We start from the raw sequence: 14,395 nt of genomic DNA, 5'->3' as shown, positions 1-14,395 counted from the left end.
ATGCAACCTGTCGTAGGGTTGGGGCATGAGCGAGGAGGCCGACGGCGGACCGGCGCTGTTCCACCTGGTGCGCTTCTGGTCCCGCCGGTGGGCCGGGCGGGCGTCGGAAGAGCTGACCGGGGAGCAGCGTCACGTGCAGCACATCCTGGTGGTGGAGGCCGTGCACACGAACGCGCGCGCCGGCGGAGAGGCGCCCGAGCCGCCCACGGTCGGCACCGTGGCGCACCAGCTCGGCCTCGATCATTCGGGCGCCAGCCGCATGGTCAGGGACGCCGTCGAGGCGGGCTACCTGGCCCGCGACACCTCCGAGCGGGACCGGCGCCGCGCCTCCCTGCGGCTCACGGACAGCGGGCACGCGCTGCTGGCCGGGGCCAGGCAGTGGCAGCGCCGGGCCTTCGAGGAGCTGACCGCCTCCTGGGACGAGCGCGACCGGCGGCGGTTCGCGACCTATCTGAGCCGGCTGGCCGACGACCTCGGCGCCTGATCCCCGGCCCCCGGAGGTCTCAGGCTCCGCCCGTCTCCGTGAGCCGGTCGAGCCTGAGGCCGAGGTCGATCATCTCGCAGCGCAGCGAGTCGATCTTCCCGAGCAGGTCCGAATGAATGGCCTTGTAGTTCTCGGTCATCTGCACGCGGACCCCGGCGACCTCCACGATCAGAGCCTCGAAGTCCTGGCTCACCTCGGTGCGGATGTCCGCCATCTCGGCCCTCAGCTCGGCCACGCCGATCGACACCTGCGCGACGAGGGCCGGCAGCTCGGACCGGTAGGGGCCGGCCTGGGCGGGGATGATGTCGTCGTACCGGGCGTTGGAGCGCAGGGCCGCTTCGAGAGCTTCCACCCGGAGCTTCAGGTCGAGGATCTCCGCCTCTACGTTCACGCACACCTACCTTCGCTGCGGTCGGAAGGGATCCCGGCCCAGGTGGCCGGGGCCCTTGCTTTGTGTGAGCACATGATGGCAAGCCGTTCATGATCAGGAGTGATCGATCGTCGAAGCGGGTACGGATTTTTCTCCGCCGGCAGGCGTGCTGTCCTCCCGGGACGTGCAGATTCGACCCCGGGCCGGATGACCTCGCCGGTTTGCGGGTGTCATGTCCGCAATGGTGACGGCCATCGCATGAACGCTCCCGCGAAAGAGCCACGCTTCACGTTTCGCGGAGAACCGGCGATGGCCGCAGGGACAGTCTGCTGTCTGGCCGATCGCCGGTGAAGTCCCATCGCGATCGGTGACTCCTACTTGTTGGGTGCGGAGCCGCATGACCGTACTTTCGGCCGGTGCGGCGGGCGGGCGGCGGCTCCTAGCCTGGGCGGTGTGCGGGTGCTGGAGTGGCGGGCCGGGGTCGCGGCCGACGTGGTGATCGGCGCGGTGTCCGCGGCGGTGCTCGCCTTCTACGGCTACCGGATCGGCGCGAGCTGGGGTGGCGCGTACTGGGTGTCCGGGTGCACCGCCGGAGCGGCGGTCTGCGCGCTCGCGCTCGTCCGCCGGCGGAGCCGGTTGTGGACGGCGTTCGCGGGGATGGGCGTCGCGGCGGCCGCCATCGTGGTCGCCCGGGTCGCCCACCTGCCCACCGAGCCCGGTCCCGGCGTGACCTTCGGGTTGTCCGTCCTCGTCGGGTCCGCCGTCCGGGTGCTTCCGCCCCGTCCGGCCTGCGCCGTCGCCGGTGGCGGGCTCGTGGTGGTGGCGGGTGCCTTCGCCGCCGGCTCCCAGGCGGCCGTGGGGACGATGAGCGCCGCGGGTTGGGCGGGCGCCGTCGTGGCCGGGCTGTGGCCGCGGCTGCTGGCCGGCCGCCGCCGGGCCGTCGAGGAGCGCGTACGCCGTGGCGAGCGCATGGAGCTGGCCAGGGAGCTGCACGACGTCGTCGCCCACCACGTCACGTGCGTCGTGCTCCAGGCGCAGACCGCGCGGCTGCTCGCGCACAAGCAGCCGGAGCGGCTGGCGACCTCGCTGGCGGACATCGAGACGGCCGGCTCCGACGCCCTGGCCGCCACCCGCCGCGTCGTCGGCCTGCTCCGCGACCCGGCCCGGGGCCTGCCCTCCCTCGACGGCCTCGACGAGCTGGTCAGGCGCTTCGGCGGCCACGGACCCGCCGTACGGCTGCGGCTCCCCGAAGGCGAGGACACCTCGCTCTGGCCGCCCGAGGTGGCCACCACCGTCTACCGGATCGTGCAGGAGTCGCTGACCAACGTCTCCCGCCACGCCCCGCAGGCCCGCTCGGTCACCGTCACCGTCACGCGAGCCCGGAACTCGGTCACCGTCGAGGTCGCGGACGACGCCCCTCCCGCCCCGGCCCGGCGGCTCCGACGCTCCGGATATGGCGGATCCGGCGGATACGGCCTGGTCGGGATGCGCGAACGCGTCGAGGCCCTCGGCGGGACGCTGCGCGCGGGCCCGCGCCCCGGCGCCGGCTGGTCCGTGGTCGCCGCCCTCCCGGTCCCGGCGCGGGAGCACCCATGAGCGCCGCGGACATCACCGTCATGCTGGCCGACGACCAGGCGATGATCCGTGACTGCCTGCGCCTCATCCTGGAGGACCAGCCCGGCATCAGGGTCGTCGCCGAGGCCGCCGACGGCGCCGAGGCGGTCGCCCTGGCCCGCCGGCTGCGCCCCGACGTGTGCCTCGTGGACATCCAGATGCCCGGCCTCGACGGCATCGAGGTCACGCGGGCCCTCGCGGGGCCGGAGGTCGCCGACCCGCTGCGGGTGGTCGTCGTCACCACCTTCGACCTCGACGAGTACGTCCACGGCGCCCTGCGCGGCGGGGCGACCGGCTTCGTGCTGAAGGACGTCGGCCCCGACCTGCTCGTCGAGGCGGTCCGGGCCGCGAACGCCGGGGACGCCCTGATCTCCCCCTCGCTCACCCTCCGGCTGCTGCGCCACCTCACGGCCACCGCCGCCCCGGTCACCCATGCGCCCGCGCAACCGCTGTCGGACCGGGAGCTCGAGGTCGTCCGGGCGGTCGCCAGGGGCCGTACCAACCAGGAGATCGCCGCCGAGCTCTTCATCTCGCTGAGCACCGTCAAAGGCCACGTGTCCGGCATCATGACCAAGCTCGGCCTGCGCAACCGGGTCGAGATCGTCGCCTGGGCCTGGGAGCGCCGCCTGGTCGACTGAGCCGCCACGGATCCCCGGCCGAAGTACGGCGGGACGTGGACGCCGGGCGACGTTTCGGGAGCGGTGGCAGCGGGTAAGGCCGTCGGTAATTTCTGAGCTACCTGGTCTTCAGGAGCCACAGATGCCCCGTGTCACGCTCACGCCGGCCGCCCGTGAAGCACTGCGCGACGACGAAGTGGTGTTCTTCGACTGGCACGTGACCGGCCTCTGCTGCGCCGACGCGGGTGAGTTCTCGGTCCGGCCGTTATCCCGCTCCCGGCTCCCACGGCGAGCGCGCCGGCTCGGCGACGAGGACGAAAAGGTCTACGCCCACCCGACCGCCTGGGTGCATCTCGCCGAACTCCCCGTCACGATCGACTGCCGCCCGCTGTGGCGCTGGCGGCGTTTCACGACCGATCTGCCGCCGGACGCCGGACTGCGCTGCTGCCTGGGGCGACCTCTGTATGGCCCTTCACATATGGGAGGTAACCGGTGAAGTTACGTTCCATCATCATCTGGACGGCGGTCGCGCTCGTCGGGGCCGTGGGGTGGGCCGTGCTGGCCCTGTCCAGAGGGGAGAACGTCAACGCGGTCTGGCTGCTGGCCGCCGCACTCGGTTCGTACGCCATCGCCTACCGGTTCTATGCCCGTTTCATCGTCCGCAGGGTGCTGGGCGCGGACGACCGCAGGGCCACGCCGGCCGAGCGGCTCGACAACGGCATCGACTACCAGCCGACCGACCGCCGGATCCTGTTCGGCCACCACTTCGCGGCCATCGCCGGGGCGGGGCCGCTGGTGGGGCCCGTGCTGGCGGCCCAGATGGGCTATCTCCCCGGCACCATCTGGATCGTCGCGGGAGTGATCTTCGCGGGGGCCGTGCAGGACATGGTGATCCTGTTCTTCTCCATGCGGCGCAACGGCCGCAGCCTCGGCCAGATGGCCCGCGAGGAGATCGGGCCGATCGGCGGGGTGGCGGCGCTCGTCGCGGTCTTCGCCATCATGATCATCCTGCTCGCCGTGCTGGCGCTGGTCGTGGTCAACGCCCTGGCCAAGTCGCCGTGGGGCGTCTTCTCCATCGCCATGACCATCCCGATCGCCCTGTTCATGGGCTTCTACCTGCGGGTGCTCAGGCCGGGCAAGGTCGTCGAGACCACCGTGATCGGGGTCGCGCTGCTGCTGCTGTCGATCGTGGCCGGCGGCTGGGTGCAGGAGTCGAGCTGGGCGCCGTTCTTCACGCTGAGCCCGTCCGCGCTGGCGCTGTGGCTCATCGCGTACGGGTTCGTCGCCGCGGTGTTGCCCGTCTGGATGCTGCTCGCGCCGCGCGACTATCTCTCGACCTTCATGAAGATCGGCACCATCGTGCTGATCGCGATCGGGATCGCCGTCACGATGCCCACACTGAGGACGACGGCTTTCACGGACTTCGCGTTCAGCGGCAAGGGCCCGGTGTTCGCCGGGTCGCTGTTCCCGTTCGTGTTCATCATCATCGCGTGCGGCGCGCTGTCGGGGTTCCACTCGCTGATCTCGTCCGGCACGACGCCCAAGATGATCCAGAAGGAGACCCAGGTCCGGATGATCGGGTACGGCTCCATGCTGATGGAGTCGTTCGTGGCCGTCATGGCCATCACCGCGGCCTGCGTGCTGACCCCCGGCCTCTACTTCGCGATGAACTCCCCGGCCGGCGTCGTCGGGGCCACCGTGCAGAGCGCCTCGCAGGCGGTCACCGACATGGGCTTCGTGATCACGCCGGAGCAGTTGCAGGCCGCGGCGGCAGCCGTACAGGAGCAGACCCTGATCGCCCGGACGGGCGGCGCGCCCACGCTGGCGGTGGGGATCTCGCAGATCTTCTCCGGGTTCATCGGCGGGGCGGGGTTGCAGGCGTTCTGGTACCACTTCGCGATCATGTTCGAGGCGCTGTTCATCCTCACGACGGTCGACGCGGGCACCCGGGTGGGGCGGTTCATGCTGCAGGACACGCTGGGCAACCTGTGGAAGCCGATCTCCAGGGTGAGCTGGTGGCCGGGGCTGGTGGCGGCCAGCGCGGTCGTCGTGGCGGCCTGGGGATACTTCCTGTACGTGGGCGTCAACGACCCGCTGGGCGGCATCAACCAGCTGTTCCCGCTGTTCGGCATCGCCAACCAGCTGCTCGCCGCGGTGGCGCTCACAGTCGCCACGACGTTGCTGATCAAGAGCGGCCGGCTGAGGTGGGCCTGGGTGACGGGGGTGCCGCTGGCCTGGGACGTGGCCGTCACGCTGACGGCCAGCTACCAGAAGGTGTTCTCCTCCGACCCCACGCTCGGCTTCTTCGCCCAGCGCGACCGGTACCAGACGGCGCTGGACCAGGGGAAGCTGCTCGCGCCGGCCAAGACCCGGGACGCGATGGAGCAGGTCGTGCTCAACTCCACCGTGGACGGGATCCTGGCGGCGCTGTTCGCGGTCCTGATCATCATCGTGATCCTCGACGCGCTGCGCGTGTGGGTGAAGGCAGTCAGATCGCGTGAGCCGCTGCCGACCACGGAGGCGCCGTTCGAGGAGTCGAAGATCCTCGCGCCCGCCGGGCTGATCCCCACCCGCGAGGAACGGGAGACGATGGCCAAGGCGGCCCCCTAGAACGCGTTGATGACGCGGCTCAGCGTGGTGTTCAGCTCGGCGAGGCCGTCCTCGCCGAGCAGGGCCGCGAGGCGTCGTTCGACGTCGTCGATCGCGGTGTAGCCGACCCTCAGCGCCTCGTCGCCGCGCTCGGTGAACTCGATGAGCTTGGCGCGGCGGTCGGCCGGGTCGGGCACCCGGCGCAGGTAGCCCAGCTCCTCCAGGTCGTCGACCAGCGCCCCCATCGCCTGCGGGGTCATCTGCGCCTTCTCCGCGAGCCTGCTCAGCCGGATGCCGTCGTGCTCCATGTGGAAGAACACCGCCGAGTGCGCGGGCCGGATGCGGGCGTCGTACGACCTGCCGACCTCGAGCACGACGTCCTGCAGGCGCAGGTACGCCTCGTACAGCAGGGCTATGACGTGCGGTGGATGTGTGGCGGCCAAACCCCTTCTCCAATCGCTCAGGAAGCCTTATATTAAGGCCACCTTAGCAATGGGAGGGTGCGATGAACCAGGAAGAGATCTGGGCCGCCCTCGAGATCGAGCGGCGCGGCGTGGCCGACCTGCTCGGCTCGCTGCCCGCCGACGACTGGGAGCGGCCGTCGCTCTGCGAGGGCTGGCGGGTCCGCGACGTGGCCGCCCACCTCGCGCTCGCCACCAACGTGAACGTCCCGCGGGCGCTGGTGGACTTCGTCCGGGCCCGCGGGAGCTTCGATCGTTTCGTCCGCGACACGGCGGTACGTCACGCCAGGCTGCCGGTCGGCGAGCTCGTCGCTCAGGTGCGCGAGTCGGCCACCTCGCACCGCCGGGCGCCGACGACCAAGCCGCTCGACCCGCTCTTCGACGTGCTGGTCCACGCCCAGGACATCGCCGTGCCGCTCGGCCTCGACCGGGCCATGCCGCTGGAGGCGGCCCGCGCCTGCGCCGTGCACATCTGGGAGCGCGGCTTCCCCTTCCATCCGCAGCGCCGCCTGCGCGGGCTGCGGCTCGTGGCCACGGACGTGGACTGGTCGGTGGGCGAAGGGGACGTGGTCGAGGGGCCCGTACAGGCGTTGCTCCTGCTGATCAGCGGGCGGCCGGCCGCGCTGCCCGGCCTGAGAGGAGCTACAGGCGCAGCTCTGGCGGGAATCCGGTCCACCTGAGCTCGGGCGGCAGGTGCGCCATGTCGTTGAAGAAGAGCACGGAGGACGGGCGGTCGGACGCGTACCGGATGACGGTCAGGGCGGCGTTGCAGTGGTTGAGGCCGAGCCAGCGCCAGCCGGGGGCGTCCAGGGCGGCGCGGACGAGCCAGCCGATCAGGAAGTTGTGCGTGACGACGAGCTCGTGGCGCGTCTCCTCCACCGGACCTGTGAAGAGCTCCTCGGCCTGGCGGACGAGCCGCGCGCCGCCGTCCGCCGGGAAGTTGGCGAGGAAGCCGAGCAACCGGTCCGCGTGCTCGGGGGGAAGTTCTTCCTTCGCCGGCACGTACGGGAGGTAGTCTCCTGCCGCCTCCGAGACGCGCACGGGCACGCCGGGAAGATGCTCGGCGATCAGACGCGCGGTCTGGGCGGCCCTCGGGAGCGGGCCGTGGTGGACGGCGGAGAGGGGGACGTCCTTCAGCCGCTCGCCGAGCAGCGCGGCCTGGCGGCGGCCGTTCGCGGTCAGGCCGGTCTCGTCCGGCGTGGCCTCGCCGTGGCGGGTGAGGTAGAGGTAGCGAGTCATCGGGCTCCAGTTGTTGACCTCGGACACACGTCATGGGCATCGTAGGGCGGGTGGCCGGCGATGAGACACGTGACGGGGTGGCGCTCACCAACCTCGACCAGCCCCTGTTCGACGGGGCCGGCGCGACCAAGCGCGACCTGGTCGACTACCTCGACGCGGTCGGCGACCGGATCATCCCGGTCCTGCGCGACCGGGCGCTCTCGGTCATCCGCGTGCGGCCGGGACAGGAGCCGTTCATGCAGAAGAACCTGCCCAAGTACGCCCCCGAATGGGTGCAGTCGGTCTCCGTGTGGGCCGAGGCGTCGCGCAGGCAGGTGACGTACGCGCTGTGCAACGACCGCAGGACGCTGCTCTGGTTCGCCAACCAGCGGGCGGTGGAGTACCACCCCGGGCTGTTCGTGGGCTCCCATCCCACCCACATGATCCTCGACCTCGACCCGCCCGACGGCAGCGACGCCTTCGAGCTGGCCGTGCGCGGGGCCTTCCTGGTGCGCCAGGCCCTGGACGACGCCGGCCTGGCGGGCGCGGTGAAGACCAGCGGGGCGAAGGGTGTGCACGTGTTCGTGCCCGTGGCCGAGGGGACGGGCGTGGAGGACCTGGCCGCGGCCACGCGCGCGCTGGCGGCCCGGGCCGAGCGGGTGGACCCGGCGCTGGCCACCACGGCGTTCATCCGCGAGGACCGCGCGGGCAAGGTGTTCATCGACTCGACCAGGGCGGGCGGGGCCACGGTGGCGGCCGCCTACAGCCCTCGCGTACGCCCCGGCACGCCCGTGTCGTTCCCCGTGGCGTGGGAGTCGCTCGATCAGGTGGTGCCCGCCGACTTCACCGTGCACACGGCGGCCGGGCTGCTCAAGGACGCGGACCCGTGGGCCGAGTCCATGCCCGAGCCGCAGCGGCTGCCCGTCGACCTGGTCGAGGAGGGGCACACGATCCCGATCGCCCGCGTACAGGCGATGCACGAGGGCAAGCGGCGCGCCCGCGCCCGCCGGGCCGAGTGAACCAACCGGATATGTCCGGATATTGACGCACTAGTGGGCCTTCTCAGTGATCCTCTGCCGGGTTACGTTCACGTGGCGGCTCGGGGGAATCATCGCATTCGTCCACCAGGGGAACCCTTATGCGTCGAATCGCCATCGCACTGATCACCGCACTGGCCCTACCACTGGCTCTGACCACCCCGGCCAACGCCGGCGGCCTTGACGACCTCTTCGCCAAGTTGCTCGTCAAGCAGGTGAAGGGCCCGAACGCCAAGAAGCACCTCGACGCCCTGCAGGCGATCGCCGACGCCAACGGCGGCACCCGCGCCGCGGGCACCCCCGGCTACAACGCCTCCCGCGACTATGTGGCGGGCAAACTACGCAAGGCCGGATACAAGGTCACGCTCCAGCCGATCAACTTCGTCCAGAGCTGGACCGAGAACTCCCCGCCCACGCTCAACCTCACCGCGCCGGGCTCGAAGACGTACGTGCCTAACGACGACTTCTTCTCCTTCGAGCCCTCCCCCGCCGGTGACGTGACCGCGCAGGTCCAGGCCGTGGACCTGACCCTGCCGCCGACCCCGACACCCACCTCGACCAGCGGCTGCGAAGCGTCCGACTTCGCCGGGTTCGTGGCCGGGCGGATCGCGCTCATCCAGCGCGGCACGTGCGCCTTCGCTCTGAAGATCCGCAACGCGGGACGCGCCGGGGCGTCCGGGATCATCGTGTTCAACGAGGGCCAGCCGGGCCGGACCGACGCCTTCCCGCTCGACATCGGCGAGTGGCGGGCCGGGGTCCCGATGGTCTTCGCCGACTTCGCGGTCGGCAACGAGCTGGCGGCCACGGCCGGGGCGACCGTACGGCTCAAGGTCGACTCCACCCTCGTGCTCGGCACCAACGACAACGTGATCGCCGAGTCCCGCTTCGGTGACCCGCGCAACGTGGTGATGGTCGGCGCCCACCTCGACAGCGTGCCCGCCGGTCCCGGCATCAACGACAACGGCTCGGGCTCCGCCTCCATCCTGGAGGTCGCCGAGGAGATGGCGCTCTACCCGGTCAAGAACAAGGTCCGCTTCGGCTTCTGGGCGGGTGAGGAGATCGGGCTGCTCGGGTCCGACCAGTACGTCGCGTCGCTGTCGGAGACGCAGCGCGACCGGATCCGGGTCTACCTGAACTTCGACATGGTGGCCTCGCCCAACTACGCGTACAAGCTGTATGACGGGGACAACTCCGACAACGAGGGCTCCCCGGCCGGGCCGCCCGGATCCGACCGGATCGAGAAGCAGCTCGAGGCCTTCTACGGCTCGCGCAACCTGCCCACCGTCGGCACCGACTTCGACGGGCGCTCCGACTACGGCCCGTTCATCGACGTCGGCATCCCGGCGGGCGGGATCTTCACGGGCGCCGAGGGCATCAAGACGCCCGAGGAGGCGGCGAAGTTCGGTGGCACGGCGGGGGTCGCGTACGACGCCTGCTACCACCAGGCGTGCGACACGACCGCCAACATCAACGACACCGCGCTGGACGTGGACCTGGACGCGATCGCGGACTCCGTCGCCCGCTTCGCCTTCAACCTGCGCTCCATCCCGCCGCGAACCGCCCCCGCGGCGGCGCCCCTGGCCGCCAAGACGGCCGCCTGACGGCTCCACACCGGGTGGGCAGCACCCCTGCCCACCCGGGCACCACCTAGGCACCACGGCACTTTGGCACCACCGCACCATCGAACCTTCGCACCACGGCACCACGGCACCACCGGTTCCAACGAGCACCATCTCGGGATCTTCCACCCTCGACCCTCGGATGGAGGCGCCGCAATGCGATCGATCATCGTCGCGGCAACAGCGTTATCCCTGGCCATCACCGCCCTGACGGCCGTGCCGGCGCAGGCCGCAGCAGCCCCGAACATCTCCCTCACCAACGTCAAGGCCCACCTCACCCAGCTCCAGTCCATCGCCACCGCCAACGGCGGCAACCGCGCACACGGCCGCCCGGGCTACCTGGCCTCCGCGAACTACGTACGCGGCCAGCTGGACGCCGCAGGCTTCACCACCACGCTCCAGTCGTTCACCTACAACGGCGCCACCGGCTACAACGTCATCGCCGACTGGCCCGGCGGGGACCCCAACGACATCCTCATGGTCGGCGCGCACCTCGACAGCGTCACCGCGGGTCCCGGCATCAACGACAACGGCTCGGGCAGCGCGTCCATCCTGGAGACCGCGCTCGAAGTGTCGCGCCAGGCGCTCCAGCCGGCCAAGCATCTGCGCTTCGCCTGGTGGGGCGCGGAGGAGCTGGGGCTGCGCGGGTCGCAGTTCTACGTGAACAACCTGCCGGCCGCGGACCGGGCGCGGATCAAGGGGTACCTGAACTTCGACATGGTCGGCTCCCCGAACCCCGGATACTTCGTGTACGACGGCGACAACTCGGACGGCACCGGCTCCGGTCCCGGCCCGGCCGGATCCGCGGAGCTGGAGAAGGTCATCCAGGACTACTTCACGTCGATCGGCGTGCCGACCCGGGGCACCGACTTCGACGGCCGCTCCGACTACGGCCCGTTCATCGCGGTCGGCATCCCGGCGGGCGGCACGTTCACGGGCGCGGAGGGCATCAAGAGCTCGGCCCAGGCCACGCTGTGGGGCGGCACCGCCGGTCAGGCGTTCGACGCCTGCTACCACCGCTCGTGCGACACCACTTCCAACATCAACGACACCGCGCTCGACCGGAACGCCGACGCGATCGCGTACTCGGTGTGGACGATCGCCACCGCCGTACCACCCGCCGTGGTCTGGCAGGACACGTTCGAGACGGCCAACGGCTGGACGGTCAACCCGTCGAGCACCGACACCGCCACCACCGGCCAGTGGGAGCGCGGCGACCCCGAGGACACCAACTCCAGCGGCGCCAAGCAGCTCGGCACCACGGTCAGCGGCACGAACGACCTGGTCACGGGCCGTCTGGCGGGCTCGGCCGCCGGTGACTTCGACATCGACGGCGGCATCACCTCGATCCAGTCGCCCCCGATCACGCTCCCGTCCACGGGTCCGCTGAACCTGTCGTTCTCGTGGTACCTGGCGCACGGCTCGAACGCCTCCAGCGCCGACTACTTCCGCGTCCGCGTGGTCGGCACCACCACCACGACGGTCCTGAACCAGGCGGGCGCCGCGTCCAACCGCAACGGCGCCTGGACCACGGCCACGGCCGGCCTGAACGCGTTCGCGGGCCAGACCGTCCGCATCCTCATCGACGCCGCCGACGCCTCCGGCGCCTCCCTGGTGGAGGCCGGCGTGGACGACGTCAAGATCACCCGCTAACCGCGCGGAGGGCCGGGCCCGTTACGGCCCGGCCCTTTGCTCCCTCGCGGGCCGGGCTCCACGGCCCGGCCCGCGACGCCCCCGAATCAGGCGGCCTCAGCGGTCCGGTCAGTACGCAACACCCCGGATCAGGCGCGCTCAGCGGTCCGTCCAGTACGCAACGCCCCCAGATCAGGCGCGCTCAGCGGTCCGTCCAGTACGCAACGCCGCCACCACCTTCTCCGGCTCATCGGCGAAGAACCGGATCGACGTGGCCTCCCCCCGGCGGCCGAACGGGCGCACGAAGGCGACCGGCTCGCTCAGCTCCACCGTCATGTTCGTCTGCGAGGAGACCGCCACACCGAGCCGCCCGTCCTTGACGGTGACCATGCCGCTCTCGTTGTAGTTGCGACTCGTCCGCACGGCGGCGATCCGCTCGACCGGCACGCGCACGTCGAAGTACACGCCGAACCGGATGCGCAGCTCACCAGAGGTGATGACATGCGGCCTGGTGGCGCAGGCGGCGGCCAGCATGACCCCGAACAGCAGCCCGTACACGTCAGCGATCAGCACCGCGAACCGCAGCCACGCCGGCACGTCGAGCGCAACCAGCAGCAGATCGACCACCACGGTCTCGACCGCCATCGCGAACAGCATCAGGGACAGCATGAACGTCTGCGCCTTCGTGTACGTCACGACGGTCGCCCCCGCCGGCACGCCATCACGACGCCGGACGATCCACTGCCCGATGGCCAGCAGGCCTTTCAGCTCGAACACCACGATCCGCAGCGCGGCTCTGACCATCGGTCCCCTCACTTTCGGCTCTGTGGGCCCGGTCGATCCCGATTAGACACGTTGACGTCGCGTCAAGGTCAACCCGATGAGATTCCGGCTCTCCCGACTGCTCAGTCCCGGGCACGCGAGGACGACTGCCAGGGTGTCGATGAGGACACCGCCGAGCAGCGGCCCGGTGACTGTGGCGAGACCGGAGACGCCGCCCAGGACACCCATGGCGCGGCCGGGATGGCGGCGAATGCGCGTGTTGTCCGCCGCATGTCACGGTTTCTCGGCGGCGGCCAGCGCCGGCGCGACTGTGACACAACCATGACGCGGCGCGAACGAGGCGGGGACGCGGCCGGCCGACAGTGGACGGGGTTGACCGGCGGGCGAGTTACGGAGCGTGCTGCGAAGCGATCCGGCCGCCCGCATCGGGACGACGCCGTACGGCCCGGGTGGCCCCGGCACCACGGCGTCGCCCTCATCAAGCAGGGCGAGACGAACCGGCCGGAGCCGCCGGGACAGAACGTTACGACGAAGGCGATCACGAAAAGGAGAAGGCGTGGCTAATGACGGGAAATGGGACCGGCGTTCGCTGTTTCAGGGCGCTGCCGTGCTGGCCGGTGCCGCCGCGGCCGCGCCGCTGATGGGCGAGGCAGCCACGGCGCTGGCCGGCAGCGGTGACGCCGACGCGCTGTTCAAGGCCGGGAAGTTCGAGCAGGCCGGCCGGGCGTACGAGGAGATCCTCAAGACAGACCCTGCGAACCTGCACGCGGCCCGCCGGCGCGGCTATGTCGGGCTGCTGTCCAACCGGTTCGCCGATGCCGAGAAATACCTCAAGATGGCCCTCCAGCTGGCGCCCGACGACAAGCAAACCAACGGGCTCCTGGGCGATTGCTACATCCGGCAGGACAAGTTCGGCCTGTCCGCACCGCACTGGAAAGCGGCCGGTGAGGACAGCTACGCCAAATGGTTCGCGGCGGTCAGTGGTGAGGCGTACCAGGTCCACGGCGACATCGCGCGGCTGGAAATCAAGCAGCTGGATCCGATTCCACTGGTAGAGGCCTCGGTCAACGGCGGACCGACGAAGCGCTTCATGTTCTACACCGGCGCCCCGAATCTGAGCATGCGGGCGTCGGTGGCCAAGGAGGCCGGGCTGAGTCCCGTTGCCAGTCAGAAGGTGGAGTACGAGAACGGCATCATATGGGCGTACTACGGGATACTGGACTCCTTCAAGCTGGGTGGCATCGAACTGCGCAACGTCCCGGTGGGCTGGTCGTCGACGGAGTCGGGCGAGGATGTCGGAACTGACAGCGACGGCCTGATCGGCACGTGGGTCTTCTACCACTTGCTGACCACCTTCGACTATGCGGGCCGGCAACTGATCCTGCGCCGCCGGACCCCCGAAACGGCCAGGAAGGCACGCGCCGCCGCCAAATCGGCGGGCGCACAGCCCCTTCCCATTTGGCTGGCCCGTGAGCAATACCTGCACAGCACGGGCAGCTTCGCCGGCACCGCCGGCTCCCGCACAGGGGTGGTGGGCGTCAACTTCGGCGGAACCAGCGAGATCGTGGCGGGCTTGCGGGGAAAAACGGCCGAGCAGTTGGGAATCCGCAGCGACTACGACCGCGAGATCGGGACTTTTGGCAGCAGCCACCCGGCCGTCGTCTACCCCTGCTACCCGAAGGAGATCCGCCTTGGCAACGCCGTCGCCAAGGAGGTCTACTGCTACACGAACCCCAACCAGCCGGCCAACGTGCCCTGGCCCTATGGAACAGGGTTCGACTCGATGGGCTGGTTTTCCCACTGCTTCTGGAAGCCCTATAACATCACCGTCGACTTCACCGACATGAACCTCTACATCGCCCGCGGCAAGGCAACCTGATCAGGAGCTACGTGGAGCTGCCGGCTCCTACGGGCGACGGGGTAAGGGCGAACCGGACGCCTTCACCCCCTCGCCCGGTGCCGTACCAGGCC

Annotated in this window: 14 protein-coding genes; 10 read left to right on the top strand and 4 right to left on the bottom strand. The window is 70.5% G+C overall.

The window, feature by feature from the left end:
• Positions 1–25 precede the first annotated feature (25 nt).
• A complete protein-coding gene (locus ABZX61_RS45530; RefSeq protein WP_350733156.1) occupies positions 26–484 on the top strand; it encodes a MarR family transcriptional regulator in 459 nt (152 codons plus the stop codon).
• A gap of 19 nt (positions 485–503) precedes the next feature.
• On the opposite strand, the gene ABZX61_RS45525 is transcribed toward ABZX61_RS45530, so the two are convergent.
• Entirely contained in the window at positions 504–875 is a 372-nt protein-coding gene (locus ABZX61_RS45525) for a hypothetical protein (protein ID WP_355204218.1), read from the bottom strand.
• Between the two features lie 432 nt (positions 876–1,307).
• Here ABZX61_RS45525 and ABZX61_RS45520 point away from each other — a divergent pair, with 432 nt between their 5' ends.
• The 4 genes from ABZX61_RS45520 to ABZX61_RS45505 all read left to right on the top strand — a co-directional run bounded on the left by ABZX61_RS45520 (position 1,308) and on the right by ABZX61_RS45505 (position 5,695).
• Positions 1,308–2,450, top strand: coding sequence for a histidine kinase (locus ABZX61_RS45520; RefSeq protein ID WP_355204216.1), 1,143 nt, complete (start codon positions 1,308–1,310; stop codon positions 2,448–2,450).
• Positions 2,447–3,106, top strand: a complete 660-nt coding sequence (locus ABZX61_RS45515; protein ID WP_355204214.1) for a response regulator transcription factor — start codon at positions 2,447–2,449, stop codon at positions 3,104–3,106. The genes ABZX61_RS45520 and ABZX61_RS45515 overlap by 4 nt, the downstream gene beginning before the upstream one ends.
• A gap of 121 nt (positions 3,107–3,227) precedes the next feature.
• The gene (locus ABZX61_RS45510; protein ID WP_355204211.1) at positions 3,228–3,581 is read left to right on the top strand and encodes a hypothetical protein; all 354 of its coding nucleotides are present in this window, start codon (positions 3,228–3,230) and stop codon (positions 3,579–3,581) included.
• Positions 3,578–5,695, top strand: a complete 2,118-nt coding sequence (locus ABZX61_RS45505) for a carbon starvation CstA family protein (protein WP_355204208.1) — start codon at positions 3,578–3,580, stop codon at positions 5,693–5,695. The genes ABZX61_RS45510 and ABZX61_RS45505 overlap by 4 nt, the downstream gene beginning before the upstream one ends.
• Here the strand turns inward: ABZX61_RS45505 and ABZX61_RS45500 are convergent.
• Positions 5,692–6,117 (bottom strand): MarR family transcriptional regulator, encoded by a 426-nt coding sequence (locus ABZX61_RS45500; protein ID WP_355204205.1) that lies wholly within the window; start codon positions 6,115–6,117, stop codon positions 5,692–5,694. The two genes, ABZX61_RS45505 and ABZX61_RS45500, sit on opposite strands and share 4 nt — an antisense overlap.
• A 62-nt stretch (positions 6,118–6,179) precedes the next feature.
• Between ABZX61_RS45500 and ABZX61_RS45495 the strand changes: the two genes are divergently transcribed.
• The gene (locus tag ABZX61_RS45495) at positions 6,180–6,815 is read left to right on the top strand and encodes a maleylpyruvate isomerase family mycothiol-dependent enzyme (RefSeq protein ID WP_355204202.1); all 636 of its coding nucleotides are present in this window, start codon (positions 6,180–6,182) and stop codon (positions 6,813–6,815) included.
• On the opposite strand, the gene ABZX61_RS45490 is transcribed toward ABZX61_RS45495, so the two are convergent.
• Positions 6,778–7,374: a histidine phosphatase family protein gene (locus tag ABZX61_RS45490; protein ID WP_350733136.1), complete on the bottom strand. Its 597-nt coding sequence runs from the start codon at positions 7,372–7,374 to the stop codon at positions 6,778–6,780. The two genes, ABZX61_RS45495 and ABZX61_RS45490, sit on opposite strands and share 38 nt — an antisense overlap.
• Before the next feature lie 50 nt (positions 7,375–7,424).
• On the opposite strand from ABZX61_RS45490, the gene ABZX61_RS45485 reads away from it, so the two are divergent.
• The 3 genes from ABZX61_RS45485 to ABZX61_RS45475 all read left to right on the top strand — a co-directional run bounded on the left by ABZX61_RS45485 (position 7,425) and on the right by ABZX61_RS45475 (position 11,662).
• Positions 7,425–8,372: an ATP-dependent DNA ligase gene (locus ABZX61_RS45485; RefSeq protein WP_355204199.1), complete on the top strand. Its 948-nt coding sequence runs from the start codon at positions 7,425–7,427 to the stop codon at positions 8,370–8,372.
• A gap of 119 nt (positions 8,373–8,491) precedes the next feature.
• On the top strand, positions 8,492–9,991 hold the full coding sequence (locus ABZX61_RS45480) for a M28 family peptidase (RefSeq protein ID WP_350733133.1): 1,500 nt from the start codon (positions 8,492–8,494) through the stop codon (positions 9,989–9,991).
• Positions 9,992–10,165: 174 nt separating this feature from the next.
• Positions 10,166–11,662 (top strand): M28 family metallopeptidase, encoded by a 1,497-nt coding sequence (locus ABZX61_RS45475; protein WP_355204196.1) that lies wholly within the window; start codon positions 10,166–10,168, stop codon positions 11,660–11,662.
• A gap of 171 nt (positions 11,663–11,833) precedes the next feature.
• Here ABZX61_RS45475 and ABZX61_RS45470 read toward each other — a convergent pair whose 3' ends face one another.
• Positions 11,834–12,445, bottom strand: coding sequence for a hypothetical protein (locus tag ABZX61_RS45470; protein ID WP_350733129.1), 612 nt, complete (start codon positions 12,443–12,445; stop codon positions 11,834–11,836).
• Between the two features lie 535 nt (positions 12,446–12,980).
• On the opposite strand from ABZX61_RS45470, the gene ABZX61_RS45465 reads away from it, so the two are divergent.
• Positions 12,981–14,303 (top strand): aspartyl protease family protein, encoded by a 1,323-nt coding sequence (locus ABZX61_RS45465; RefSeq protein WP_355204193.1) that lies wholly within the window; start codon positions 12,981–12,983, stop codon positions 14,301–14,303.
• The last annotated feature ends 92 nt before the right edge of the window (positions 14,304–14,395 follow it).

It is taken from the genome of Nonomuraea sp. NPDC003709 (genome assembly GCF_040610775.1).
Taxonomy (GTDB): domain Bacteria; phylum Actinomycetota; class Actinomycetes; order Streptosporangiales; family Streptosporangiaceae; genus Nonomuraea; species Nonomuraea angiospora_A.
The sequence above is the reverse complement of the archived record's forward strand: the minus strand, read 5'-3'. Positions and strand labels throughout refer to the sequence as shown.

Coding starts and splice junctions, on each gene's coding strand:
- ABZX61_RS45530 (WP_350733156.1), top strand. CDS start 26: ATGAGCGAGGAGGCCGACGGCGGACCGGCGCTGTTCCACCTGGTGCGC.
- ABZX61_RS45515 (WP_355204214.1), top strand. CDS start 2,447: ATGAGCGCCGCGGACATCACCGTCATGCTGGCCGACGACCAGGCGATG.
- ABZX61_RS45510 (WP_355204211.1), top strand. CDS start 3,228: ATGCCCCGTGTCACGCTCACGCCGGCCGCCCGTGAAGCACTGCGCGAC.
- ABZX61_RS45495 (WP_355204202.1), top strand. CDS start 6,180: ATGAACCAGGAAGAGATCTGGGCCGCCCTCGAGATCGAGCGGCGCGGC.
- ABZX61_RS45490 (WP_350733136.1), bottom strand. CDS start 7,374: ATGACTCGCTACCTCTACCTCACCCGCCACGGCGAGGCCACGCCGGAC.
- ABZX61_RS45480 (WP_350733133.1), top strand. CDS start 8,492: ATGCGTCGAATCGCCATCGCACTGATCACCGCACTGGCCCTACCACTG.
- ABZX61_RS45475 (WP_355204196.1), top strand. CDS start 10,166: ATGCGATCGATCATCGTCGCGGCAACAGCGTTATCCCTGGCCATCACC.
- ABZX61_RS45470 (WP_350733129.1), bottom strand. CDS start 12,445: ATGGTCAGAGCCGCGCTGCGGATCGTGGTGTTCGAGCTGAAAGGCCTG.